The organism is Alteromonas sp. Cnat2-8, from assembly GCF_022348355.1.
GTDB classification, from domain to species: domain Bacteria; phylum Pseudomonadota; class Gammaproteobacteria; order Enterobacterales; family Alteromonadaceae; genus Alteromonas; species Alteromonas macleodii.
On the sequence record NZ_JAKREX010000002.1, the window covers coordinates 241,197 to 263,464 of the forward strand.

General features: G+C 44.5%; 22 protein-coding genes. 7 read left to right on the forward strand and 15 right to left on the reverse strand.

From position 1 onward, the window contains the following. Positions 1-73: 73 nt before the first annotated feature. The gene (locus tag MHN00_RS05255) at positions 74-520 is read left to right on the forward strand and encodes an SRPBCC domain-containing protein (RefSeq protein ID WP_014950566.1); all 447 of its coding nucleotides are present in this window, start codon (positions 74-76) and stop codon (positions 518-520) included. 100 nt (positions 521-620) lie between these two features. Here the strand turns inward: MHN00_RS05255 and MHN00_RS05260 are convergent, their stop codons facing one another. Next, positions 621-1,742 carry an alkene reductase gene (locus MHN00_RS05260; RefSeq protein ID WP_239300548.1) on the reverse strand — a complete coding sequence of 374 codons (1,122 nt, stop codon included), beginning with the start codon at positions 1,740-1,742 and terminating at the stop codon, positions 621-623. Between the two features lie 211 nt (positions 1,743-1,953). Next, the gene (locus tag MHN00_RS05265) at positions 1,954-3,273 is read right to left on the reverse strand and encodes a carbohydrate porin (RefSeq protein ID WP_239300549.1); all 1,320 of its coding nucleotides are present in this window, start codon (positions 3,271-3,273) and stop codon (positions 1,954-1,956) included. Between the two features lie 499 nt (positions 3,274-3,772). Between MHN00_RS05265 and fucP the strand changes: the two genes are divergently transcribed. Beyond that, positions 3,773-5,110, forward strand: a complete 1,338-nt coding sequence (fucP, locus tag MHN00_RS05270; protein WP_049588118.1) for an L-fucose:H+ symporter permease — start codon at positions 3,773-3,775, stop codon at positions 5,108-5,110. 246 nt (positions 5,111-5,356) lie between these two features. Then, positions 5,357-6,610, forward strand: a complete 1,254-nt coding sequence (locus tag MHN00_RS05275; protein WP_014950562.1) for an SLC13 family permease — start codon at positions 5,357-5,359, stop codon at positions 6,608-6,610. A 63-nt stretch (positions 6,611-6,673) separates the two neighbouring features. Here the strand turns inward: MHN00_RS05275 and MHN00_RS05280 are convergent, their stop codons facing one another. After that, complete coding sequence (locus tag MHN00_RS05280; protein WP_075176841.1) at positions 6,674-7,876, reverse strand: anhydro-N-acetylmuramic acid kinase; 1,203 nt, start codon at positions 7,874-7,876, stop codon at positions 6,674-6,676. Between the two features lie 10 nt (positions 7,877-7,886). Then, on the reverse strand, positions 7,887-9,212 hold the full coding sequence (locus tag MHN00_RS05285) for a peptidoglycan DD-metalloendopeptidase family protein (protein WP_014950560.1): 1,326 nt from the start codon (positions 9,210-9,212) through the stop codon (positions 7,887-7,889). Positions 9,213-9,528: 316 nt separating this feature from the next. On the opposite strand from MHN00_RS05285, the gene tyrS reads away from it, so the two are divergent. From tyrS to MHN00_RS05305, 4 genes are all read left to right on the forward strand, one after another. Further along, complete coding sequence (tyrS, locus tag MHN00_RS05290) at positions 9,529-10,728, forward strand: tyrosine--tRNA ligase (RefSeq protein WP_101565695.1); 1,200 nt, start codon at positions 9,529-9,531, stop codon at positions 10,726-10,728. Positions 10,729-11,102: 374 nt separating this feature from the next. Beyond that, positions 11,103-11,810 carry a hypothetical protein gene (locus MHN00_RS05295; RefSeq protein ID WP_239300550.1) on the forward strand — a complete coding sequence of 236 codons (708 nt, stop codon included), beginning with the start codon at positions 11,103-11,105 and terminating at the stop codon, positions 11,808-11,810. Positions 11,811-11,880: 70 nt separating this feature from the next. Next, on the forward strand, positions 11,881-12,408 hold the full coding sequence (locus tag MHN00_RS05300; protein ID WP_239300551.1) for an RNA polymerase sigma factor: 528 nt from the start codon (positions 11,881-11,883) through the stop codon (positions 12,406-12,408). Continuing rightward, positions 12,405-13,073 (forward strand): hypothetical protein, encoded by a 669-nt coding sequence (locus MHN00_RS05305; protein WP_239300552.1) that lies wholly within the window; start codon positions 12,405-12,407, stop codon positions 13,071-13,073. The genes MHN00_RS05300 and MHN00_RS05305 overlap by 4 nt, the downstream gene beginning before the upstream one ends. Before the next feature lie 15 nt (positions 13,074-13,088). On the opposite strand, the gene MHN00_RS05310 is transcribed toward MHN00_RS05305, so the two are convergent. The 11 genes from MHN00_RS05310 to MHN00_RS05360 form a co-directional block, all read right to left on the reverse strand. Continuing rightward, positions 13,089-13,442 carry a DUF1428 domain-containing protein gene (locus tag MHN00_RS05310; RefSeq protein WP_014950555.1) on the reverse strand — a complete coding sequence of 118 codons (354 nt, stop codon included), beginning with the start codon at positions 13,440-13,442 and terminating at the stop codon, positions 13,089-13,091. A gap of 97 nt (positions 13,443-13,539) precedes the next feature. Then, complete coding sequence (locus MHN00_RS05315) at positions 13,540-14,898, reverse strand: FAD-dependent oxidoreductase (RefSeq protein WP_239300553.1); 1,359 nt, start codon at positions 14,896-14,898, stop codon at positions 13,540-13,542. A gap of 30 nt (positions 14,899-14,928) precedes the next feature. Then, positions 14,929-15,534, reverse strand: a complete 606-nt coding sequence (locus MHN00_RS05320; RefSeq protein WP_014950553.1) for a GNAT family N-acetyltransferase — start codon at positions 15,532-15,534, stop codon at positions 14,929-14,931. Further along, the gene (locus MHN00_RS05325; protein ID WP_014950552.1) at positions 15,531-15,932 is read right to left on the reverse strand and encodes a DUF2721 domain-containing protein; all 402 of its coding nucleotides are present in this window, start codon (positions 15,930-15,932) and stop codon (positions 15,531-15,533) included. Before MHN00_RS05325 ends, MHN00_RS05320 begins: the two co-directional genes overlap by 4 nt. A 136-nt stretch (positions 15,933-16,068) precedes the next feature. Next, on the reverse strand, positions 16,069-16,473 hold the full coding sequence (locus MHN00_RS05330) for a rhodanese-like domain-containing protein (RefSeq protein WP_014950551.1): 405 nt from the start codon (positions 16,471-16,473) through the stop codon (positions 16,069-16,071). 133 nt (positions 16,474-16,606) lie between these two features. Next, the gene (locus MHN00_RS05335; protein ID WP_239300554.1) at positions 16,607-17,530 is read right to left on the reverse strand and encodes a cobalamin-binding protein; all 924 of its coding nucleotides are present in this window, start codon (positions 17,528-17,530) and stop codon (positions 16,607-16,609) included. Beyond that, entirely contained in the window at positions 17,530-18,474 is a 945-nt protein-coding gene (locus MHN00_RS05340; protein WP_061095782.1) for a cobalamin biosynthesis protein, read from the reverse strand. Before MHN00_RS05340 ends, MHN00_RS05335 begins: the two co-directional genes overlap by 1 nt. Position 18,475: 1 nt before the next feature. Next, positions 18,476-19,177, reverse strand: coding sequence for a 5'-methylthioadenosine/adenosylhomocysteine nucleosidase (locus MHN00_RS05345; protein WP_014950548.1), 702 nt, complete (start codon positions 19,175-19,177; stop codon positions 18,476-18,478). A 164-nt stretch (positions 19,178-19,341) separates the two neighbouring features. Continuing rightward, positions 19,342-19,929: a DUF2726 domain-containing protein gene (locus MHN00_RS05350; protein ID WP_014950547.1), complete on the reverse strand. Its 588-nt coding sequence runs from the start codon at positions 19,927-19,929 to the stop codon at positions 19,342-19,344. A 209-nt stretch (positions 19,930-20,138) separates the two neighbouring features. After that, complete coding sequence (locus MHN00_RS05355) at positions 20,139-20,588, reverse strand: hypothetical protein (RefSeq protein WP_014980147.1); 450 nt, start codon at positions 20,586-20,588, stop codon at positions 20,139-20,141. 159 nt (positions 20,589-20,747) lie between these two features. Beyond that, on the reverse strand, positions 20,748-22,265 hold the full coding sequence (locus MHN00_RS05360) for a M20/M25/M40 family metallo-hydrolase (protein ID WP_239300556.1): 1,518 nt from the start codon (positions 22,263-22,265) through the stop codon (positions 20,748-20,750). Positions 22,266-22,268: the final 3 nt, after the last annotated feature.

Consider the following 22,268-nt stretch of genomic DNA (forward strand, 5'->3'; position numbering starts at 1 on the left):
AGAGCGCCTAACTTTTGTTATAAGGTAAGATAGACACAGATCTTTAACGTCAAAGAATATCTAAGGCAGCCTTATGCACGAGTTTAAAATTGATGTAACGCTAGATGCATCATTGCCCTTTGTTTTTGCAGCATTTCACGAGCCTGAATATCTTAGTGAGTGGTTTGCGCCGGGCGATTGTTCGGTCACACAAATCATGAGTGATTTCAAGGAAGGCGGTCGCTATCGCATAAAGATGATGGATCCCAGCGGTATTGAAATGTCATTGACTGGTGAGTACGTGACTATTTTAGCGAACGAGCAGCTGTCGTTCTCTTGGGCGTGGGAAGATGATATGGAAGAGTCGGTGATGACATCAGTGGACATTCACTTCGAAAAGACTGAAGAGGGGAATGTAAGGTTGGTTCTCATTCAGCAAGGCTTTCTCAATAAGCAAGAGTGCGATCAGCACAACTACGCGTGGATGTCGTGCCTAGAAAAACTTGCCGTATTAGCCGCTAAGAAAAAGTCGTTTAACTAAGGCCATATTTAAATAGTGAGAACGCGTTAGCATTACGCATCGTGTTATTTCAAATAACGCTTTTGAAAAGGGCAGAGCGCTAGGCTCTGCCCAAAGACAATCAGGTCAGCGAAGTCATCGCGTCCTTCCCACTCTTCTCGCGGTAGGTTTCAAAATCGTTGTAGCCTTCAACACCACCTCCGTACCACGACGATGGATCGTCAAAGGACTCGAGAGGGTAATTATGCTTAAATCGTGTCGGAAGATCTGGATTCGTGATCCAAGGTCTTCCAAACGCAATCATGTCACCATCGCCATCAGATAAACGTTTCTCGGCTTCTTCTTTGGTGTAGCCACAGTTTCCAATGACCATACCGTCGAATAGTGCTCTAAATTCAGCAAGGGTCATGGCTTCGCCTCGTTCATGGAAGCCAAAGGCCAAGCCATCCATTACGTGTAAATAACCTATCTCCAATTTGTTTAGCTGTTGGGCAACAAAGGTAAAGGTTTCACGAAAATCATCGGCCCCCATATCGTTAAATACACCGTTTGGCGATAATCTCACGCCAACGTGCTCTTTATCCCACACGCTCAACACTGCGTCCATCACCTCGGCCAAAAAGCGGTAGCGGTTATCGACACTACCACCATAATTATCGGTGCGCTGATTGCTGCGGCTATCCAAAAATTGATTGATGAGATAGCCATTTGCAGCATGAACTTCCACACCGTCGAATCCGGCTGCCTTGGCGTTAACGGCCGCTTTTTTGTAGTCTTGCACTGTGCGTTTTATATCGTCAAAGGTCATCGCCTTCGGCACTTCGTAGGGCTTCTTGCCTTTAGGCGTGTGAATTTCGTCCCCTTCAATTTTTATTGCTGATGCAGACAGGGGCAAATTTCCATTGTGGAAATCGCTGTGTGATGCGCGTCCAGTATGCCAGAGCTGCAAAACGATTTTTCCCCCTGCCTCGTGCACTCTATTGACCACCGAGCGCCAGCCCTCGACCATTTTGTCGGTATAAATTCCAGGGGTATCAACCCAGCCTATGCCTTCTTCTGAAATGGCCGTTGCTTCAGTAATAATGAGCCCTGCATCTGCGCGTTGTACATAGTGATCGCCCATAATTTTATTGGGTATGCGGTCGGCGCCAGCTCTACCTCTCGTCATAGGGGCTAATACCATGCGGTTTTGCAATGTATTCTCTGCCCAATCAAACGAGCTAAAAAGTACTGAGTCTGTCATTCTTATTCCTTATTCAACGTAGAATAGATTGATGTTGAAGCGCTAAGCGTATTGGTGCTCAAAACGCTATAAGATAGTAGTGAATACAGAGATAGCGAGAAGTTGGATTTGTGGAAAGTTGTCCTTGAAACTAATTAAACACAACGGCAGGGAATGGCATCGGTTTGAAAAAAAGCGCCCGAAGGCGCTGTAAAGTGTATTGCAGGGAGATTTAAAGTATCAAAGCCGCTAGGTTTACGTCGAACCTAAGGCCCAGAACAATCGCATCATCAAGTGCCATGGCTCTGTCGCGCTGTGCGAATTGGTCGGGGTTGATAATGTAGTGAACGTTCGGCTGAATTCTTACGTGGTTATTGAGTTGATAACCATAACTTAGCTCTAACATGGTTTGGCTGCTTGCTGGTGTACCAACCCCGCCGTTTATGCTTCTTAATATACGCTGATCCTCTAGCGCTTCGTCACTGTACTGTTGACGGGTAAATACGAAGCCAATGGTATCGTCAGGGCGTGAGGCCAGTGTGCCTCGCAATACAAAGCCCGCTTTTATATAGTAGTCTTCAATCAGCTCGCCCGATGTACCGGTTAGCACGGCGCCGAATAGTGTTAACCCTTCTTTCGTTAGTGGGTTAGGACGAGTAACAGTTTGTTCAAAACGTGCGAATATACCCGAGCGACCGTTTCTAACAGCGTAATCATTGCCTGACTGCGCCGCATAGTTGCCCTCCTCATCAAAGACGGGGTCGGTGTAGTCTGCGCCATCGTACCAACCGCCAATTTCGTAGCGTCTTGGAAGTTCGTCATTGTCCCACGTAGTTTGATATCCCAGAGTGAAGGGCACAACAACACCTGTAGCCTCATTAGTCGCCCAATCGAAGCCGTGATCGCCTAAGTCTTGATGACTGGTGTTATCTTCATAGATGCCGGTATGAAAGTATGTTTTTGGCGAAAGCCAGTATTTCGCATGGCCACCCCAACTCGAAACCGGCCACCAAGTAAAGTTACTGGTTCTAAATACAAAGGTTGGGTTCCCACAAGCAGCATTGGTTTGAAAGTACTGACAAAGTTCAGAGCCTAAAAAACTGATATTCGCTACTGTACGGCCACCTTCCAGTTCTAAATCGCCATCTAAAAACGAGGAAGAAATCGTAAACCGTGCAAGACGGGTATTTTGGCCGCCAAAGATTTCTTGTACGGACGTACTGTTACCAATGTAGTGCTCGGCTAAGTTTTTGCCGTGTCGGTTTGTCATGGCAATATGAATTTTGGTGTCTTTCCAGCCCGCTAGCGTATTTAAATCTAATTCCCCACCTACAAAGAGCTGACCAGCATAGGCACTGCCTCTGCGTTCACCACCGTCAATATTGGTGGCTGACTCACCCGTATAACTTGCTTGAAAGTCAAACGCGTCTTGAAACTTACTTTGTGATGCTGACGCAGTGGCGGCAACAATGGCGGTGCTTGCGAGGAGCGCTGTTTGCAAGCCTGTCTTACATCCAGAAAAGCGACGGGTAACTGTAGGTGTTTTCATCATTATTCTCTCAATTAAAAATGTTTATCAACCGCAGCTTGTTATAAGCGTGTGACTGATGACATCTACGCATTTGTTGCTAACTCCTTGTTGACGCGAGATAAATCAGAGTTAGCTAACGTTACAACGCGTTAACATATGCTTGTTTTGAACGAAATCTAACTAACCTTTGTTATTAAATCAACCTTGTTTATTTATTTCTTTTGCTACATTTGTGTGTTTTTCGTTAATAGTTGGGGGATGCGATGGCGATATTTCAAGGTGAGTAGAAAGCGTTCAGTGAGGCGTGCTATCTAGGTTATGTCATTGTCTATTAAGAAATTTTCAAAGGTGCTTTTATCCGTTTAATAACAGTCACGCATTGTCTGTTAACGGTCGTCTACATATAAAGTCTAATTTTTAACGCAATTTGAAATAAGTAAATCAAATTGATTTATTGACAGAGGTAAAGAGCAATGCTTAAATTGGTTAACTAATTTTTTACAAGCGAAAGGCCGTTCTCATGAAAAACAACGCCCCTTTGGTTTCCAAAGACACATTGATTCCCTTTGTATTGTTAACGATTTGCTTTGCTGCATGGGGTGTGGCTGCGAACATGACAGACCCTTTGGTAAAGGTATTTAGTAAAATATTTACCATGTCGTCTTTGCAATCGGCATTGGTTCAATTTGCCTATTATGGCGCGTATTTTTGCTTAGCCATTCCTGCTGCTTTTATCAACAAGCGCTTTTCTTATAAAACAGGTGTATTGACCGGACTGGGCTGCGCGGCCGCGGGGGCATTTCTGTTTTATCCAGCCAGTCAAACCATGACTTACGGTTTTTTCCTTGCTGCACTTTTTGTATTGGCTGGTGGATTATCCATTCTGGAAACGTCGGCGAACCCTTACGTCATGGCGATGGGAAATCAAAAAAGTGCGACACGCCGTTTAAATCTAGCTCAAGCATTTAATCCCGTTGGTACTAATTTAGGTGTGTTTTTGGCTGCAACACTTATATTGCCAAACCTGAATCAGGCATCCGCACAAGAGCGTGCCGCCATGTCGGTAAGCGAGCTTAAAAACGTGATAGGGGCTGAGCTTGATGCGGTAATGCTTCCTTATGTAGGTATGGCATGTGTACTCGTTTTGGTTTGGGTTGCAATCTTCCTGATCAAAGCGCCAATTCAAGAATCGGTTGAGTCTAGTGTGGAAGACGTTAAGTTGGGCGCTTCGCTTAAGCGGTTAGTAGCCAACAAGCATTATCGGTTTGGCGTTTTGGCTCAGTTTTTTAATGTCGGAGCACAAACGTGCGTGTGGACCTTCACCATCCAATATGCAATGAAAGCGACAGGTGGCAACGAAGTGAGTGGTGGTGAAATTTTACAATACAGCATGATTGTATTTCTAATTTCTCGCTTCGTGATGACGTGGGTTATGCAGTACCTCTATCCAGCTAGACTGCTAATGATCATGTCACTGATTGCCATGGCGCTATGTATCTTCATGACACAGTCTCCTAATTTAGCAGGCGTAATCGCATTGGTATCTATCTCTGCCTGTTTGTCACTCATGTTTCCAACGATTTACGGCATTGCGCTTGAAGGTCTGGGGGAAGACACTAAGCTAGGCGCAGCAGGCCTTGTAATGGCCATTCTTGGTGGAGCTATTATGCCGCTGTTCCAAGCCGCCATTATTGATAGCGCAGGTGTTGTTGTGTCATATATTGTTCCAGCTATTTGCTTCTTGCTAGTAGGTGGCTATGGCTACTTCGACATGCGCGCCAAAAAGAGCAGCGCTAAGCCTCAGTCCGAAATAGACGCAGATGCCCTTAAAAAGATGGAAATGGGAATAGCTAAATAGTATTTCTTCAGAAACGTGTACGGGCCAGTGATTCTATCACTGGCCTTTTTTGTATATTGAATACGTTATGTATTCCACTTTTTTGAGGAATGCACTCAATTAGTTAACAGCATTTTTTCACCGTATTTTCATCAGTTTAGTGCATGTTGAATATAACTGATTTTTCCCCTTGTATAGCGCAGAACACCTGCTAAAGCATGAACAGCAATCGTATAATTCACCCCTGACAATTTGGGAGTAAAACGTATGCTGGACTATGTGCTCATTGGCATAGCGGTAATGGCATTATTGGGTGTGGTATTTGAAGAAGTGCTTCACGTGAATAAGGCCAAAACCACATTATTTTTCGGAACATTCGCATGGATCCTTCTTTTCATAGATGCGAATAGGGGCCCTCACCTAGCAGAGCTCAATGAACACCTCATAGAAAACATAAGTGAAATATCCACCCTCTGGTTATTCCTTGTAGCGGCAATGACTTTCGTTGCTTACCTTAACCGCAAAGGCATGATTGAAAACATGTTAAACATTATCATGCCGCAAAAAATAACCCTCAAAAAACTCATATTCTTTACCGCTATTTTTAGTTTTTGCTTCTCCTCGCTAGCTGACAACATCACAGCGACCTTGGTGTCTATTGCCATGGTTTTATCCTTGGGTTTGCCCTTTAACCAAACCATGCGATTTGCCGTGCTAGTGGTATTTGCGGTGAACTCTGGGGGCGTGTCGCTAATAACCGGGGATGTCACCACTCTTATGATTTTCTTGGATGATAAGGTCACTATAACTCAGCTGCTCTTACTCATTATTCCTTCACTCACAGCAGTACTATTTCTAGCGTTACTGTTGAGTATAGGTATGAAGGGGGAAGTTAAAATAAAAAAAACACGTCATGAACTTAGGCCGGTTGATTACGTAATTGCGGGAATATTTCTGTCCACTATTGTACTGACGTTAATTGCCAATGTGCTTTTTGCTATTCCACCTATGCTTTCGTTTTTAGCGGGTATGGCGGTTATGTTTCTAGTGGCAACCTTTATGGGAGAAGAAAAATATGATGATCCTATCTTGGACTATATTCGCCTAATAGAATTCGACACGCTTCTGTTTTTCCTTGGGGTGTTGCTGCTTGTCGGTATGCTCGATCACATTGACGCATTGGGCGCACTTTTACATGTATATAGCGTAATGCCTTCAACAGGGGCCAACTTTGTGATGGGGGTGTTGTCTTCCATGATAGATAATGTGCCATTAACAGCTGCGTTGTTAAAAGCGGACATTGCCATGTCGACAGCTGAGTGGATGGCGTTCACGTATGCAGTAGGTGTGGGGGGCTCGTTACTTATTATTGGCTCATCAGCAGGTATTGTTACCATGAGTAAGGTTAAGGGCCTGACGTTCGCCAAATACGGCAAGTTCGTGTTGCTTCTTCTTGCAGCGTATAGCGTGGGTTACGCGTTGGTATTGGTAATGGCGAATATGTTTGTTACGGCAAGTTAAGGTGGTGACGTTGCTTTTATAAACAGAACCAATAAAGCGTTTGAGGGTGATAGCCTGTCGCCCTTATGCTTTTTTATATAACGCTCCGAGTACCGTGGCTTTCGAAGCCCCTGTGACTTCAGGCACGTTGCCTGGAATATCATTCATATACGCATGTGCAAACCACGCAAATGCTGCGCCTTCAACGTGCTGTGGATGGATGCCCAGAGCATGGCTGTCTGTTACTACATAATCACTTAAAGCATTGCTCAAGTTATGCATTAATGCTTTATTGAAAGCGCCACCGCCACACACTATAACTTCGCTTTTTGCGCCTTCTTTATTTGTTTTAGGAAAATGCTTCACAATTTCCTGAGCGATAGTGCTACCTGTTAGCGAAAGTAAGGATGCTTGCACGTCTTTAGGGGCTAAATTATTGTTCTTTTCTTCGCTTTGCAGCTCTGCACTAGAAGGGAAGTAATCGGCGAGCGCATTGCTTAACCAATTAATATTGAAATACTCTCTGCCAGTACTTTTAGGCGCAGGCAAAGCGAAGTAATCATCCAGTAAGAGCCTGTCTAACAGACCTGAGTGACAATGCCCTGACGCAGCCCATGCTCCATCTTTATCAAAGCTTTTATTTAAATGAAGACTTATCCACTGATCCATCAAGGTGTTACCGGGTCCGGTATCAAACCCTTTAGGTGGCGAAGCATCTTGTTTTGGCGCAAGCAGTGAAACGTTTGCTATACCGCCAATGTTAACGAGTGCTCGGTGTTTATCATCACTGGCAAATACTGCATTGTGAAAAGCGGGCACTAAGGGAGCTCCTTGACCACCAAGGGCAATATCTTTGCGCCTAAAGTCGGCAATAACATCAATGCCGGTAAGAACAGCGATGGTATTAGGATCGCCTATTTGACAGGTGAAGCCGCGTATGGATGATTCTGCAAAGTGTGCTGACAATACATCGGAATTCGGATGATGACGTACGGTTTGGCCGTGCGAGCCAATAGCCGTAATATCCGAAGGATGTAGGTTGTTTTTCTCAAGCAGCGCTAAGGTGACCTTTGCAAAGGTTTCAGCAACCAGTCTATCAGCGATGGCCAAACTGTTAAGTTCATCAGGACCTTCACTACAAAGTGCATTGAGTGCAGTAAGTAATTCGGCAGAATAAGGAATTGAATGGGCGGCGAGGGTGGTGCAAGACGTTTGCGAGATGTCGCACAGGACGGCGTCGACGCCGTCCATGCTAGTACCTGACATCAGGCCAATATATTTTGCCATTTAGTCGTCGCTATTTCATTGCAAGCATAATGCGCTTGTTATTATCTAGCTGCTCTTGGCGTATTGCGGCAATTTCCATAAACCTTTCTTTCTCTTCCTTAGCAATAGGAAGCGCCTTCGGTAGTTCTACCGTTCGTGGGTTTCGGTGAACACCATCCACTAAAAACTCATAGTGAAGATGGGCGCCAGTAACCATACCTGAACTACCTAAATAGCCCACGGTTTGGCCTTGTTTAACCGTATCTCCCACTTTCACTGCACGCTTTTTAAAGTGAAGATATTTGGTTGTGTATTTCTCGCCATGCTGAATGAAAACATGGTGACCGTTATATTTATCGTATCCGGCTTTAATTACCTTACCGTCACCCGCAGCCATAATTGGCGTACCAACCGCAGCAACGTAATCTGTACCGCGGTGCGCTTTCCAACGCTTTTGCACGGGGTGGAAGCGAGCTTTTGTGAAGTTAGAGCTTACATATCTAAAATTCACCGGCGCACGTAAGAAGCTCTTACGCATACTGCGCCCTTCAGGCGTGTAGTATGTGCCATCTTCGTGAAGAATAGCGCTAAAATGCTCGCCTTGGTTGGTAAACTCCGCTGCAACGATGTCGCCGTAACCGACAAATTCACCGTCGATGTATTGCTCTTCGAATACTACGTTGAACGTATCGCCAGAACGGATCTCAATGGCGAAGTCGATATCCCAGCCGAAAATACCCGCCAAATTCATAATTTGGTTGCTGGTTAAGCCTGCATCACTGGCGGCGTTCCAAAAGCTTGAGTGAATTTCACCTTGGGCGAAGTTGTAGCGAATGTCTACATCTCGCTTTTCAAGCTCAGCGGTTAAGGCGCTGTTCTCATCCGACGATTCTGGACGTACAAACAGGGTTTCAGTCGAAGACAATTTGTACTTTAGCTCGCCGAAGCTGCCGTCTTTATTCGCTTTAAACGATAGTTCATCGCCGGGCAATAAAGTAACCAGCGTTTTTGTTAGCTCTCCTGCCTGCGTTACGTTATATACGTCACGCGAAGTGAAGCCAGCACGCTTAAATAGCTTTGCTAATGTATCGCCACTGCGCACCTTGTACGTCTGCCATGAAGATTCTTCTTCACCAGAAAATACGTTGGTTGACGGCGCAATATGAAGCTCCACCGGATAGCGGACACCCGCATCCAGAATGTGTGCTTCTTGATGGCGACTGGCTTCTACTGGTTCACTTGGAAAAAGAATAAGCCCACCCAGAAATAAGCTAGCTACTGCTAACCCAGTTCTGTGCTGTTTCGGTAATTTTTTAAATAAATTGAGCGCTTTAGAAGCGTCTAATTTCTTTCTCATACTACTGCCCACCTGAGAAATGTTATGTGCACAACACTATTTCACATACGTTGCTTAAAAATGCAACTTTTCTCATTATATTGTTAGCGCAAATTGTTACACCCAATAGCTCTTATCATGAAGACTATTTCTTGAGTTTACTGAATACAGTCCACGTTAATTCAGCACTCTATTTCCACGTTAAAAGCTGTTGGGTTTAACAACATGACTGTTTGTAATCCGTTTTTTGACGCGCAAACCTTTTAATGGTTCCGTTGTACGCGTAAAATGCCCGCCAATATTGAATATACAGTTTTTTTAAGAGTGTGACGTACAAATGAAAGATTGGCAAACAGCGCTAGCTGAGATTAAACGGGGCGTTGATGAAATACTCCCCGAAGAGGATTTAATTGAAAAACTAAAATCCGGCAAAACCCTTACTATCAAAGCGGGTTTTGATCCAACTGCGCCTGATCTGCATCTTGGTCACACTGTGTTGATCAACAAGTTGCGTACATTCCAGCAACTAGGCCACAAAGTTGTTTTTCTTATTGGCGATTTTACTGGCCTAATTGGCGATCCTACAGGTAAAAATGTAACACGCAAGCCTTTAAGTAAAGAACAGGTATTAGAGAACGCGAAAACGTATCAAGAACAGGTGTTCAAGATCCTTGATGAAGATAAAACGGAAATACGTTTTAACTCAGAGTGGATGGATGGCCTTGGCGCAGCAGGCATGATCAAACTTGCGGCTAGTCAGACCGTTGCACGTATGCTTGAGCGTGACGACTTTAAAAAGCGTTATAACAACGGTCAGCCAATTGCTATTCACGAGTTTCTGTATCCGTTAGTGCAAGGTTGGGATTCTGTTGCGCTAGAGTCAGACGTTGAATTAGGTGGTACTGATCAGCGCTTTAACTTGCTAATGGGTCGTGAGCTTCAAAAAGAGCAAGGCCAAAAGCAGCAATCTATTGTAATGGTTCCGCTTCTAGAAGGTCTAGACGGCGTTCAGAAGATGTCTAAGTCTTTGAACAACTACATTGGTATTACAGATGCGCCAAACGATATGTTTGGTAAAGTGATGTCTATTTCTGATGATTTGATGTGGCGTTACTATGACCTTCTAAGCTTCCGACCGCTAGAAGAGATTGCTGAGCTTAAAACTCGCGTTGCTAACGGTGAAAACCCACGTGATATTAAAATCATGCTGGCGAAAGAAATTATTGCACGCTTCCATGACGACGCAGCGGCAGAAGGCGCGCATCAGGACTTTATTCAACGTTTCCAGAAAAACGCTATTCCTGACGACATGCCCGAGCTTGAAATTGTATTGAGCGATGAAGGTATTGCCATTGGTAATTTATTGAAAGAAGCTAACCTTGTAGGTTCGACTTCAGATGCTATGCGCATGATTAAGCAAGGCGCAGTTAAAATTAACGGCGATAAAGTGGAAGACACCCGCTTAGTAATCACCGAAAAAGGTGAAAATGTGTATCAGGTGGGTAAACGCAAGTTTGCGCGTATTACGCTAGCCTAATGTTTTTCTGATAGTTTTTGAAAGCCCGCTTAGTTAAGCGGGCTTTTTTTTGCCTGAAATATAAGTACTAGTGGATAGTAGGGCGATTATTTTTTTAGAAGGCCCTAACTACTCATACAAAGTTAAGCATCAAGCCAAATTTGAAAGTGGGGGATATTGGCTTTAACGTTTATAAGTAATTGTCGTTAAACGTTTTTTTATTTTTCTTACTTTTTTTTGAAAAAGTTTGTCAGGATTTTGCAATCGCTATCGTCTATAGGGGAAAAATCAATCAATGAACCCAACTGTACGATAAGCAGTTAACGCGTAGCAGGCTGGGATGAAAAAACAGTGAAACTCAATACTAACGCTTACGCAATGCAAAGGATAAAAACATGACAACGGTAACTTCAACTCGTGCAACATACCATCAAGCTAACAAGAGCCTTCCTGCGAAGGAAGCGTTCACATGGCTGAAAGAGGGGGGGCAGCTTTTTATAAAAGCACCTTTCAAATTATTGGGGCTTTCTTTTGTTACTTTATTTGCCGCGGGGCTCATTCAAGCGCTTGCAGGGCCAATTGGCTTAGGCATATCGAAATGGGTAGGTCCGCTTCTGGCTACCGTAATGTGGTTGGCCATTGCCAACTTAGCAGAGAATAACAAGCTGAGATTGTCGGGCGGTACCCTGCGCTCATGGACAAATGTCGCTTTGTGGAGTTGCACCGGGCCAGTGATCGCATGGATCCAATTTCAAATTGGCGCTATGTTAATGGGCGCAGATTCAGTGGCGGCGTTAGCAAATGGTGTTGTAGTAGATGTACCCGCTTGGAAGGTCGGGCTAATGATGGGCTCGGCAACACCAATAAATTTACTGCTTTTATTTGTACCTATGTTGCTTATTTTAAAACATCGCTCAATCCCAGCATCTTTTACAAATAGTATTGCTGCAGTAGTGGGCGCTTATAAGCCGATGTTGATAATAGGTGCCCTGATTTTCTTAACAGTTGCACTTGCGCCCTATACTTTCGCATTGTCGGGATTAGTGTTTGGCCCTATTGTTTCATGTATGTGCTTTGTTGCCTATCAGCGCTTATTTCGCTAATCAGCTAGGAAGCGTAATTCAACTGCTCACTTAAAGCGTGGAATTAAAAAATAATAAAAATGGAAATGCAGTGAAAGAAACCATTCAAATAGAAAAACTGCTTAGTGAATACGCGCCGCTCATGGCGCGTATTGCGGCAACATTTGAGGCTAATAAATCACTTCAAGATGAGCTGATACAAGAAATGTCACTGGCGGTTTGGCGCGCTTTTGAAGGAGCTTCAAAAGGCAGTGATAGTGGCTTTCGCGGTGAGGCAAGTGTGAAAACGTTTGTGGCCAAAGTAGCGCACAACAAGGCGGTCGATCACGTGATTAAAGAGCAGCGGCGTAAAGAGTGTACCCATGACGGCGAGTTCGATTCTTCTCACACAACCAGCGCCAGCTTATCTCGGGATGCCACGTTACAAGAAAATGCGATGGATCTCATGACAGGCTTACGTCAGCTAGAAATAAAGTACAGACAGGTACTGGCATTGCTTTTAGAAGGTTTCAGTCAGCTGGAAATAGCTAATATGTTAGGTATTAAAGAGACTGCCGTCGCTAAGCGGGTAAGCCGCGCCCGCCAACAGCTAACGCAGATAATGGAGCAACAGCCTTGAGCGATAACAAAAAAGCCTTGAGCGAAGATAAAAAAGCCCTGAGCGATAATAAAAGAGCCTTGAGCGAAGAAAAATTAAGTATGGCCGAGAACAGCACGCAAATGAACGAATTAGATAAGCAACTCGCTCAGTGGCAAAGTGCCTACAAGGATGCAACCCCTTCAGTAGATACAGATTCACTGATTAAAGAAACCAAGAGCGCAAGATTTAAACTTAAACTAAAAGGTGCCGTTGATTTGGTGCTCGGGCTAGCGGTTTCTGTGTGGTGTTTAACTTTGGTGTTGTTCGAGCCACTTAGCACATATCAATTTTTGCTTTTCATGGTACTTACACCTATTCCCGCCGCCTTCGGGGCATGGGGATATTGGGTAAGGCAAAAACAGTGGAAGGTCCAGACGTTAGACGTTCAGTCAATGTTGGCGTTTAAACAAAACCAATTAAAACAACAATTACATTACTGGAAAATCAGCCTCTATGGATGCTTAGCTTTGTGGTGTGGATTGCTGGCACTCGCCGTTTTTAATGTACTGATGTTTAATGCCTTCACACTGTGGGGAACACAGCTTTTGATAAACAGTGTGGTCGTTTTTATTGTATACCGCCGGTACAAAAAGTTAGCCGCCGACTTGCCGTCGGCGCTAAAGAAAATAGACGATATAAAATAGCTGAAACTAATAGTCTTATAATTCCAGCATTGGTACGAAGCCCCCATAAATAAGGCGCTTACCGTCGAAAGGCATGGGGTTTTCGTTTTCCTGCATTCTGGGATCTTCCATCACCTTTTTCCATGCAGTATCTCGTACTTCTTTTGAAGGCCAAAATGCAATGGAAAACACCACGGTTTCATTTTCTTTGGCTTTAACAGCCATCGGGAAAGACGTGACTTCCCCTTCAGGGACATCGTCACCCCAAGCTTCAAGTATTTTAGTCGCACCATACTCTTTAAAAATATCGCCGGCGAGTTTGGCGTGCTCAATGTATAACGCTTTATTTTCAGTGGGAACGGCTACAGCAAAGGCATCGATATATGACATGAGGTGACTCCGTCAAAGAATAGATATCTAAAATAGCCTAATTTATAGACAGTATGCAATGCTTAACATTAAGGTGAATCGTAAATTATAACCATTACTAGCGTTCTGCTATTTTCGCCCATTGGTACAAGCCATGCAGTGCCAGCCTTCTTGCTTTTGCAAAGGGGTAGGTTTTCAAAGGAGAACGATAAAGGGGAAGCGATAAATCGACGTCATTGCTACCCATCATACGTTGAGCGAGTCGCTGCCCTGCAAATGCGGCAAAAGATACGCCCGAACCGCAATACCCCATGGCGTAACCGATATTACCGCTAGAGCGGTTAGAATTGTTGCCGCTAACCTCATTGTCGATAAAAATCCGCGGCATGCTGTCTAACGATACACTTACCCAACCACTCCAAAAGTAATCCATGGCTATACCGCTAAGTGAAGGGAAGCTTTTCACCATAGCGCGGTACAAGCGCTGTTTCTCTGACGCGTTATCTGCATCTTTACCTTTTACGGCACCACGACCGCCGAATAATAATCTGCCATCTGGCAGCACACGGTAGTAATACTTCATCATCCGCGTATCCATGAAGCTCATTGGTGCGGTTAGGCCAGACTTTGCACGCTGTTCGCTACTCAATGGCGCAGTGACAAAAATGCTCGATTGAACAGGAAATTGCTTATTGTCTACGCTGTCATGAAAGCGCTTAGGGGTATAAGCATTAGTAGCAATGAGTATGTGTTTGGCCGAAACTGACCCGCTTGGTGTTGCGACAACATATCCGGTCTTGTGCTTTTCAATGCGAATGGCTGGCGAGTCGTAAAAAAGCGTTGCTCCAAGCTCCTTTGCTACTCTTGCATATTCGCTTACTAATTTTAGTGGGTGTAAGCATGCACCCTTTAGCTCAACGCCACCATACGCCCCTTCAATATCAAAGCGCGCAGTAAGGTCTTTTTCACTAAGTGGAGAGCTCGGTACATTGAAGTGTGACTCAAGATGCTTAGCACTGGCACAGAGTAGTTCGGCTTGCTTTGGGTTATGCGCCAGTTTTAAATAGGGTCCTTCTACCAAATCGACCTGCATATCAAAGTCTGCAATACGTTGTTTAAGCAGGTGTACCGCGCCATCAAACTCGCCCTGCATAGCTTTGGCGGTGTCACGACCCCACTTGTCCTCTATGGCGCTTAAGCTTAATCGGCCGCTACCCGAGAGGATAAAGCCCCCGTTACGGCCCGCACAGCCAAATCCCGGTGAATTCGCATCAAGTAGCGTGACTTCTTGTTTAGCTTGAGCAAGTGTGATGGCAGCTGAAAGACCGGTATAACCACCACCAATGACGAGGTACTCAGTGTTTACCTTTTTGTTTAAAGGCGGCATTGTCGGTGGTTTATGTGTGGCATGCCAGTAGCTGTTTGCCGCGGGTAACATTGAAGAAACGCCGCGTGAAATAAGAGGATCGTAGGTCATAGAATGAAAACGTTATTAACTGTGTCGTACTTATGGGGCTTGAAATTGAAGTAGCATTTCCGCACCTTCACACTCGCAATAACCCTCGCATACAGGGCAATCGTAGCCTTCATGAATAGATGCGTAGCGCCACTTATTAGGGTGCTTCTTTATAAGCTGCCCCCCATTTTTAGTGAAGTACTTAAATGCGCTGTTGCCCGGACTTGCCAACCAAATATGTGCTAAACCCGCTTCTGCGCCTTGAGTTTGCGCACATTCAATCGATTTACTTAATAGTCTGCTGCCAATTCCACAGCCCTGCATTGCGGGGTCTACCGTATTACATTTGAAATAGCATACGGTATTTGGATCTACTGGCCAAAGGGAAGGGCTGCACCACTCATCTGCTTCCCATTGCGTATGCGCAAAGGTGAGCCTGAAACCAACAACTTTTTGTTTGTATAGGGCTACCCAGCTAGCATTAGTATTGCCAACAAAGCTCTTTGCATAGTAATCAGCAAGTAGCTCATTGGTTAGGTAGTTATCTCCGTGCACGTGATTGCCAAGAGCAATCACCCCTGCAAAAAACTCAGGCGCTAGAGACTCGTAGCTGATATCACTTTGAATTATGTGGCTCAAATGATTTGTGGGCTTCATACTTTTTCTTTACGCGGGGCGTTTTTCATCCCGTCAAGGTGCACATCCAAGGCTTCAACTGATATCAATATTTCTCTTACTGACATCCAAAGTGAATACAGAAGTGATACTAAACTTGCAGCAAACACCCAGTTTCCTACCTGTTGATAGGTGAGGTATATCGCTAGCATGGATACTACACAAAGAAAAAAACTACCCACACCTGCTATTTGCATTCGCTTAATAAGTTGAATACGTAATCGAAGGTTTTTTATTTGTGCTTGAGTATTCTCATCTCTCTCTTCTTTTGAAAAGTTTCGGATAATAGTTGCAAGCGTCAAAAAGCGATTGGTATAGGCTAGAAGCAATAAAGAAATCGCCGGAAATAACATGGCCGGAGTAGCAATATCTATTTTCATGGGTGTTTCATACAATCGTCGAGTAAAAAGAGTGTATCACAGGGGCTCAGTTACACACAGTAATCAGCCAAGAGGTTGAACTTACAACATCTTTAGTGCCAAAGACTAATACGAAGGAGAAGGCGGAATATTGAGTCTACATTCGGTCAACTGTCATGCCAGCGGCACTCCAGCCTAACATATCGCCTTCTAAATGCATGACTTCAGAAAAATCGAGTTCTTCCAATACTTTCATTGCCAGTTTGGCTCTTCTGCCTGAACGACAATAAATGATAATAGGCTTGTTTTTGTGGCCTTCTAATTCGCTAAGGTAGTCATTGATATTTTCATGGGGCATATTTACTGCTCCAGGAATGTGACCATCGGCGAATTCTTGCGGAGAGCGAACATCAATAAGGAGCCAGTCGTTGTTCGCAACTCGCTCGATAAGATATGGTGATGCGGCAACAGAGGCTTGCGCGGTCGCTTTCGCTGTGCACTGAAGCGACACAAACAATGCAACACTGATAACAACTAGAAAACCCGCAACAACAATCCGCATGAATAAAAACTCTTACCTTTTTATAGAAGATTAGAACCTGCTCTTATTCTGTTACACAAAGGCGCTTAAATTGGGCCAAGTCGGTGTGTATCAATTGAAAACAGCCCAGCAGGTCTAGACTTAAGTATAACGCTTATGCGCGTTCTTTAATACCTTTACAGAGTACTTTTAGTTCATTTATTAATCGCAATGAAAACCGACTGGTGACGTCTGGATCCACAACAATTAAGGGGGATTTGAGGAAAGAGCGATGATCACGCCAGAATACCTCAAGTTCTGAATGCGTACTTTTAGATGCCGCAATGAGTGCATGAGGTTGGCGAGTGAGTACATCTTTTAATGCGACTTGAGGATAGTCTACAGGACTGTCTGCAAATAATGTTTGAGCACCACACACATTCAGCAGTTGGTTACCCCACGCGTTGGGACCGATGGTCATAAGTGGAGCAGTCCACGAATAATAAAATACTGGTATAAGCGAGGATTTGGCGTATTTACTTCGAAGTTCGGCTAGTTCGTTGAGAAAATCATTGGAGAGCTGGGTTGCCTGCTTTTGCGTATTTGTAAGTGCCCCAAGCCTTTTAATTTCGCTGGCTATATCAGTGATATTTTCGACCTTACTGCTAAATACGTTTAGACCCATCGAGGAAAGCTTATGGATATCTTGCGGCTTATTGCCTCCATCCCATGCAAGAATTAAATCAGGTTCTAACGCCACAATGGTAGCGATATCGGCACCTTGAAAATCCGCCACCCGCTTAATATTTTTCGCGGCGTCAGGATAGTCGCTATAGTCGCTTACACCTACAAGGTTAGGGCCTAAGCCCAAACTAAATGCCCATTCGGTAAGGTGGGGCGCAAGGCTGACTATCTTTAGCTCGACGGAATTTGATAAGGCGCTTGATTCCGAGCTTGGTGCAACATCGGCAGAAGCAAATTGATCTGAATGAGCTAGGTGCTTTGTCTCGGCATCTGATTCTGAGTTAGCAAATGTGAGAAGAGGTAAATAGCTTAAAATTACAAAAAAAATGGTTTTCATCATAACTGCTGTTTTCATTAGGCTACGGCCATTGCCAGCATAGCTAACGATGCGAAGGCGCTAACCGCAATCATGGCATGAGTAACCGTATTTTTGGCTGTCAACATGTGAGAGTACTTTACCTCGTTAGCGCCTCCCACGCGGGTGTATCGAATCTTCTTGTTGGCATAAATTGCTGGGCCGCCGAGTTTAATATCAAGCACACCGCCCATAAGCGCAAGCAGTAGCGACGTTTTATCTTTCACTGGGGAGCGCTTTATGGCGCGAAACCCTTTAATAGGATGGCTGACCAGTAGTGTTGCTAGACCACCAATGACCGCGGGCGGCATATTAAGTAAGTAAACAAGATTGCGTACGGGTTTGGCAAAGAAAGTCATTGCAGGGGTTCGGTAATGCCACTGCCAAGATGTGAGCAAAAGCAATCGATAAATGAGTGCGCCTATGGGGCCTGCCACTACAAAGTAGAAAATGACGCCGCAATAAAGATAAAGAAACTTCAGCCATAGCGATTCTATCGCGGCTTTGGCAATTCCTATATCGGAAAGTGAATCGCATTGACGTGCAGTAATGGTTTGCGCCATTTCACGTGCGAGGGATTTTTTATTTCTTCCCACACTCGCCAGCACTTTTTTGTACTGTTGACGCTGGTAACCGTAGTCGAGCAGTGCGACAAGAATAATCGCCTCAAAGAATACGGGGTATTGGGCCATGTACACCAAGATGGCAACACATACTACCAATGGCGCAAGAAGAACTAGGGCGGCTAATGAGCCTGAAATATAGTGCTGAGACCTACCGTATTCGCGAGAGGGCACCACTTTGCGCCCCATTTGCTGAACGAGGTAGCGCATGAGCGTTAATGGATGAGTACTTTGGGGCCAGCGCCATAATGCGTCAACGGCGATAGCCAGCCAAAGTACGAATAGCGACTGGTATTGCGGGTCGCTAATTACCTCTGTCATCTTATTTTGCGAGGGCCTTAATCATTGCCATAACTAATTGTGCTGAGTGTTTAGCGGCAGTGTCTAGATACTCTTTAAAGCTCACTGACGACGTTTTTCCTGCAATATCCGACAATGAACGAATGACAAGGAAAGGCGTGTCGAGCATATGGCAAGTTTGACCTATAGCTGCACCTTCCATCTCAACCGCTTTCATGTCTGGGAAGTTTTCACGCAGTTCTGCTACAGCTTCGTCGCTACCGATAAACGCATCGCCCGTACAGATTAAACCTGTTGTCGACTGAAGCGACGTAATGCCCGTGGCAGCACTACGAGCGGCTTCCATTAACCTTGTATCGCAACGGAAATCTTCAGGCATACCTGCGCATTGACCGAGCTTGTAGCCAAAATGGGTTAAATCGGCATCATGGTGAATAACGTGACTGGCGATCACTAAATCACCGATGTTTAGATTCTTGTCGAAACCTCCGGCAGAACCAGTATTGACAACAGCATCAGGGGCGTACTGTTCGATAAGTACAGTAGTAGCAATTGCTGCAGCCACTTTACCAATACCGCATTTTACTAGCACCACTTCTATGTCGTTAAGTGTACCTTCGTAAAACGTCAGGTGCTTCCACTGGGTTTCTTTTACATTCCAAAGTGACGCTTTAAGTAGCGCAACTTCTTCGTCCATTGCACCTAAAATACCAATTTTTTTCATAACTTTACCGACGGTGTTGAGGGAGTTTAACGCGTGAATACGCTGTTGAAAGCGTTAATTGTATAAGGAAAATAGAGAAACTGACAGAAAAATGCCTCTGTTACCGCTATTTGAGAGTAAGAAAATAGCAAAGCAACAAAGGCCAGGGGAAGTGGGCTTATGTCTTAAGCTGCAGCTGGTCTGCTTGAACGCACTGGGCGAGTCGGGCGCTTTGGTGGCTCTGGATTATGCGTTGGCAGCTGTGCCATTTTTTGCTGTAAACGGCGATATGGAATGAGTTTGTTTTCCAAACACTCGCGAATATCGTCAACGGTATAACCAGATTTCACTTTAATTCTTGCATGAGGAAGGCCGGCAGCATCAAGTGCTCCGGTTACAAACCAGTCTTTTTGTGATTTATAACCATCTTTGCCTTGGCTATGAACTAAGTCGATAGCAAGAACAGGACTCATGTCGTGTTTATCTACTAATACAAAGTCGAGCTGTCTGCTAGAAGCTCTGCTGATGGCTTGGCTTGCCGTCTTTTTATTTGCAGACTGGCGAACCGCCACTAAATCGTTAAGACGCACACGGCACACTATGCGAAACTCTCTTCCCATAGCCTGTTCGATAAGGTTTAAAAAAGAGTGCTCAACGGGGGTGAACAATTGCGGCTTTCGCCTAAATGGAAATGCGACACCGCCGTCTGACAACTTTATGGCACCCAGTGCAACGACAATAAGTAACATCATTAGAATAATTGCCAATTCCATCGTAACCCTCGCAAATATCAATAGTTAAAGCCCACGGAATGCGTAATAAAGAAGCCCGCTAAAGTGTTTATATCGAAAAAAGCTTGGGCTCCGTTTGCAGTTTGAGCGTCATAAAAATGACACTAACTGTTACCGTGGAGTAGTTATTGATGATTTTGCAAAGCAGATGCCAACATGAGTAGATTTCGTAGTTGTCTTGCTAAAAGGGCTTATTTCGTTGTGGATGTAACAAGAATATCCACTTGAGAGCCAGTATTATCTGGGCTGATTATTACTCTGACCCCTTTATCTTCTGAGGATAACAACGTGCGGCCGCTAACAGGCGTGTGAGTTTTTAAAGCGGGGTGCGCCGTTTGGTAAACATTCAGTAATTCACTCGGGGAGCGAGGAGAGTGGTAAACCATTACTGCTGTCTTGCTTTCGTCAAATGCTTGGCATTGTCTTGCATCATCAGAAATCTTAACTTGCTGAAAATCAGAAGGGCAAGACATGATGCTTGGCTTACTAGGTGAAGAGTTGACGCTTTGTTTCTTAGTTTGGTTGTTAACTTGCGCATTTAATGAAGCGTCAACAGCAATGGTATCAGCTAAGCTGGCATTGCTCGCTGCTATCGCCAGTGTTAGACAAAATGTAAGTTTCTTAATGTTTAAATGCTGCATAGATAGATTCTTCACCCGATGTGCGATGTCTTTAATTGCTTAAACGATAGTAGAGTCGTAACTCTCGCGCTTCAACTAAACCTTGGTCTATTAACGTATATTAGTGAGGTTTTCCGTATAGGTTTTGGTTTAAAGCATCACTTCATCACTACAACTCTATTACTGGTCATAAGGCGTGGTCAGTAATTGATACAGCGCATTTGTTCCACTGTAAAAGTTCCCTATACGTAAGTTTTCATTAGGGGCGTGTTGATTGTTATCAGCATTGACTAATGGAATAAGAATTACCGGCTTCTCTATACTGTTTACTAGCGGTGCGGTTGGAACAGTACCCCCCATCATTGGAATAACTACAACCTTCTCATCGCTTACAGACTCTAGTGCCTTTTGCGCCCATAGACCAACTGGCTCATCGAGGGACGTTTGTAGTGCTGCAGTGCCGGAGCTAACTTCTATAAGAATGAGTTTTTCATGCTTTAGACGGGTTTCTTTTGATGGCAATTCGTCCACAATGTGATATCCCTTAGCTGTTATATAGTCTTTTAACAGCTTAACTTGTCTGGACGAGTGAGCCTCTTTTGTAGTTCTAATATCGATGGACGCTGTAGCGCTAGCCGGAATGATTGTCCTTACTGCTGTTGTGCTTGCAGCGCTCAATCCATTGATATTTAAAGACGGAAGACTAATGGATTCATAGTAGTTGCCACCTACAGACTCTGACTTTGCTACCCCAAGGCGTGCCAATAGTGCAGTTTCATCAATAGGAATGTCTCGAAGCACCTGTTTTGTTTCTTCTGACAAAGGAGCGTCTCCGTAATAATTAGGAATAGTCACCTTGCCATTTTCATTTTTCATTCCTGCTAAAAGTGTTGAGAGCATAAAAGCGGGGTTTTGAATGTAGTTGCCAAAGTGCCCACTATGGCTATCAGAGTTTGGTCCGAAAACAGTGAGCTTAACCAGTGTCGCACCGCGATGACCGAAAACCACGGTAGAAGCGTTGGATGGATGCATGGGACCGTCTAACATTACTACGGCATCTGCAGAAAGCTGCGCTTTGTTTTTTTCTATCACTTTTGCGAGGGTAGGAGAGCCACCTTCCTCGTTTGAATCAAGGAGCACTTTGATATTAACTGATGGCGTCACCTTATTCGTCGAAAGTGAGTTTATGGCTGCTAGTAACATCATAATTGGGGCTTTGTCGTCAGATGCCGAGCGCGCAAAAATACGCCAATTAGGGTCATAGTCTTTATCGAGTAAAGAGAGTGGTTTTTCAACCCAGCTGTCATTTTCTTCGATTTTTAGAACGGGCTGCCAAGGGCTGTCTTGTTCCCACAACTCAGCGTTAACCGGTTGACCATCCATATGTGCATAAAAAAGCAGGGTAGGGGCATTTTTCCCAGCTAGCATGTAATCAGCATACAGCATCGGCATGCCGTTGTTTTCCAGCAGCTGAGTATTAAAACCATACTCGCTGTATTTCGTTGCCGTCCAACGCGCAACCTTTTCTATATCAGTTGCTGATTGCGTTGCAACGTTGGGTAGCGTGAGATATTCCAAGTAGTCTGCGAACACTGCTTTAGCCGAGCGAGTGGTAAGTGCGTTACTTTCCTCTGCCTGGGCGCAATATGAAACGGAAACTAAAAATAACCCGTAAAGTAGCCATGTCCGCAATCTCATGAT

What these genes read in the sequence shown, in the direction of transcription:
- MHN00_RS05340 (WP_061095782.1), bottom strand. Translation starts at nt 18,474, where the DNA reads ATGACAGAGGTAATTAGCGACCCGCAATACCAGTCGCTATTCGTACTT.
- MHN00_RS05265 (WP_239300549.1), bottom strand. Translation starts at nt 3,273, where the DNA reads ATGATGAAAACACCTACAGTTACCCGTCGCTTTTCTGGATGTAAGACA.
- MHN00_RS05260 (WP_239300548.1), bottom strand. Translation starts at nt 1,742, where the DNA reads ATGACAGACTCAGTACTTTTTAGCTCGTTTGATTGGGCAGAGAATACA.
- MHN00_RS05295 (WP_239300550.1), top strand. Translation starts at nt 11,103, where the DNA reads ATGACAACGGTAACTTCAACTCGTGCAACATACCATCAAGCTAACAAG.
- MHN00_RS05320 (WP_014950553.1), bottom strand. Translation starts at nt 15,534, where the DNA reads ATGAAGCCCACAAATCATTTGAGCCACATAATTCAAAGTGATATCAGC.
- tyrS (WP_101565695.1), top strand. Translation starts at nt 9,529, where the DNA reads ATGAAAGATTGGCAAACAGCGCTAGCTGAGATTAAACGGGGCGTTGAT.
- MHN00_RS05335 (WP_239300554.1), bottom strand. Translation starts at nt 17,530, where the DNA reads ATGAAAACAGCAGTTATGATGAAAACCATTTTTTTTGTAATTTTAAGC.
- MHN00_RS05315 (WP_239300553.1), bottom strand. Translation starts at nt 14,898, where the DNA reads ATGACCTACGATCCTCTTATTTCACGCGGCGTTTCTTCAATGTTACCC.
- MHN00_RS05345 (WP_014950548.1), bottom strand. Translation starts at nt 19,177, where the DNA reads ATGAAAAAAATTGGTATTTTAGGTGCAATGGACGAAGAAGTTGCGCTA.
- MHN00_RS05325 (WP_014950552.1), bottom strand. Translation starts at nt 15,932, where the DNA reads ATGAAAATAGATATTGCTACTCCGGCCATGTTATTTCCGGCGATTTCT.
- MHN00_RS05285 (WP_014950560.1), bottom strand. Translation starts at nt 9,212, where the DNA reads ATGAGAAAGAAATTAGACGCTTCTAAAGCGCTCAATTTATTTAAAAAA.
- MHN00_RS05355 (WP_014980147.1), bottom strand. Translation starts at nt 20,588, where the DNA reads ATGCAGCATTTAAACATTAAGAAACTTACATTTTGTCTAACACTGGCG.
- MHN00_RS05360 (WP_239300556.1), bottom strand. Translation starts at nt 22,265, where the DNA reads ATGAGATTGCGGACATGGCTACTTTACGGGTTATTTTTAGTTTCCGTT.
- MHN00_RS05350 (WP_014950547.1), bottom strand. Translation starts at nt 19,929, where the DNA reads ATGGAATTGGCAATTATTCTAATGATGTTACTTATTGTCGTTGCACTG.
- MHN00_RS05310 (WP_014950555.1), bottom strand. Translation starts at nt 13,442, where the DNA reads ATGTCATATATCGATGCCTTTGCTGTAGCCGTTCCCACTGAAAATAAA.
- fucP (WP_049588118.1), top strand. Translation starts at nt 3,773, where the DNA reads ATGAAAAACAACGCCCCTTTGGTTTCCAAAGACACATTGATTCCCTTT.
- MHN00_RS05275 (WP_014950562.1), top strand. Translation starts at nt 5,357, where the DNA reads ATGCTGGACTATGTGCTCATTGGCATAGCGGTAATGGCATTATTGGGT.
- MHN00_RS05255 (WP_014950566.1), top strand. Translation starts at nt 74, where the DNA reads ATGCACGAGTTTAAAATTGATGTAACGCTAGATGCATCATTGCCCTTT.
- MHN00_RS05280 (WP_075176841.1), bottom strand. Translation starts at nt 7,876, where the DNA reads ATGGCAAAATATATTGGCCTGATGTCAGGTACTAGCATGGACGGCGTC.
- MHN00_RS05330 (WP_014950551.1), bottom strand. Translation starts at nt 16,473, where the DNA reads ATGCGGATTGTTGTTGCGGGTTTTCTAGTTGTTATCAGTGTTGCATTG.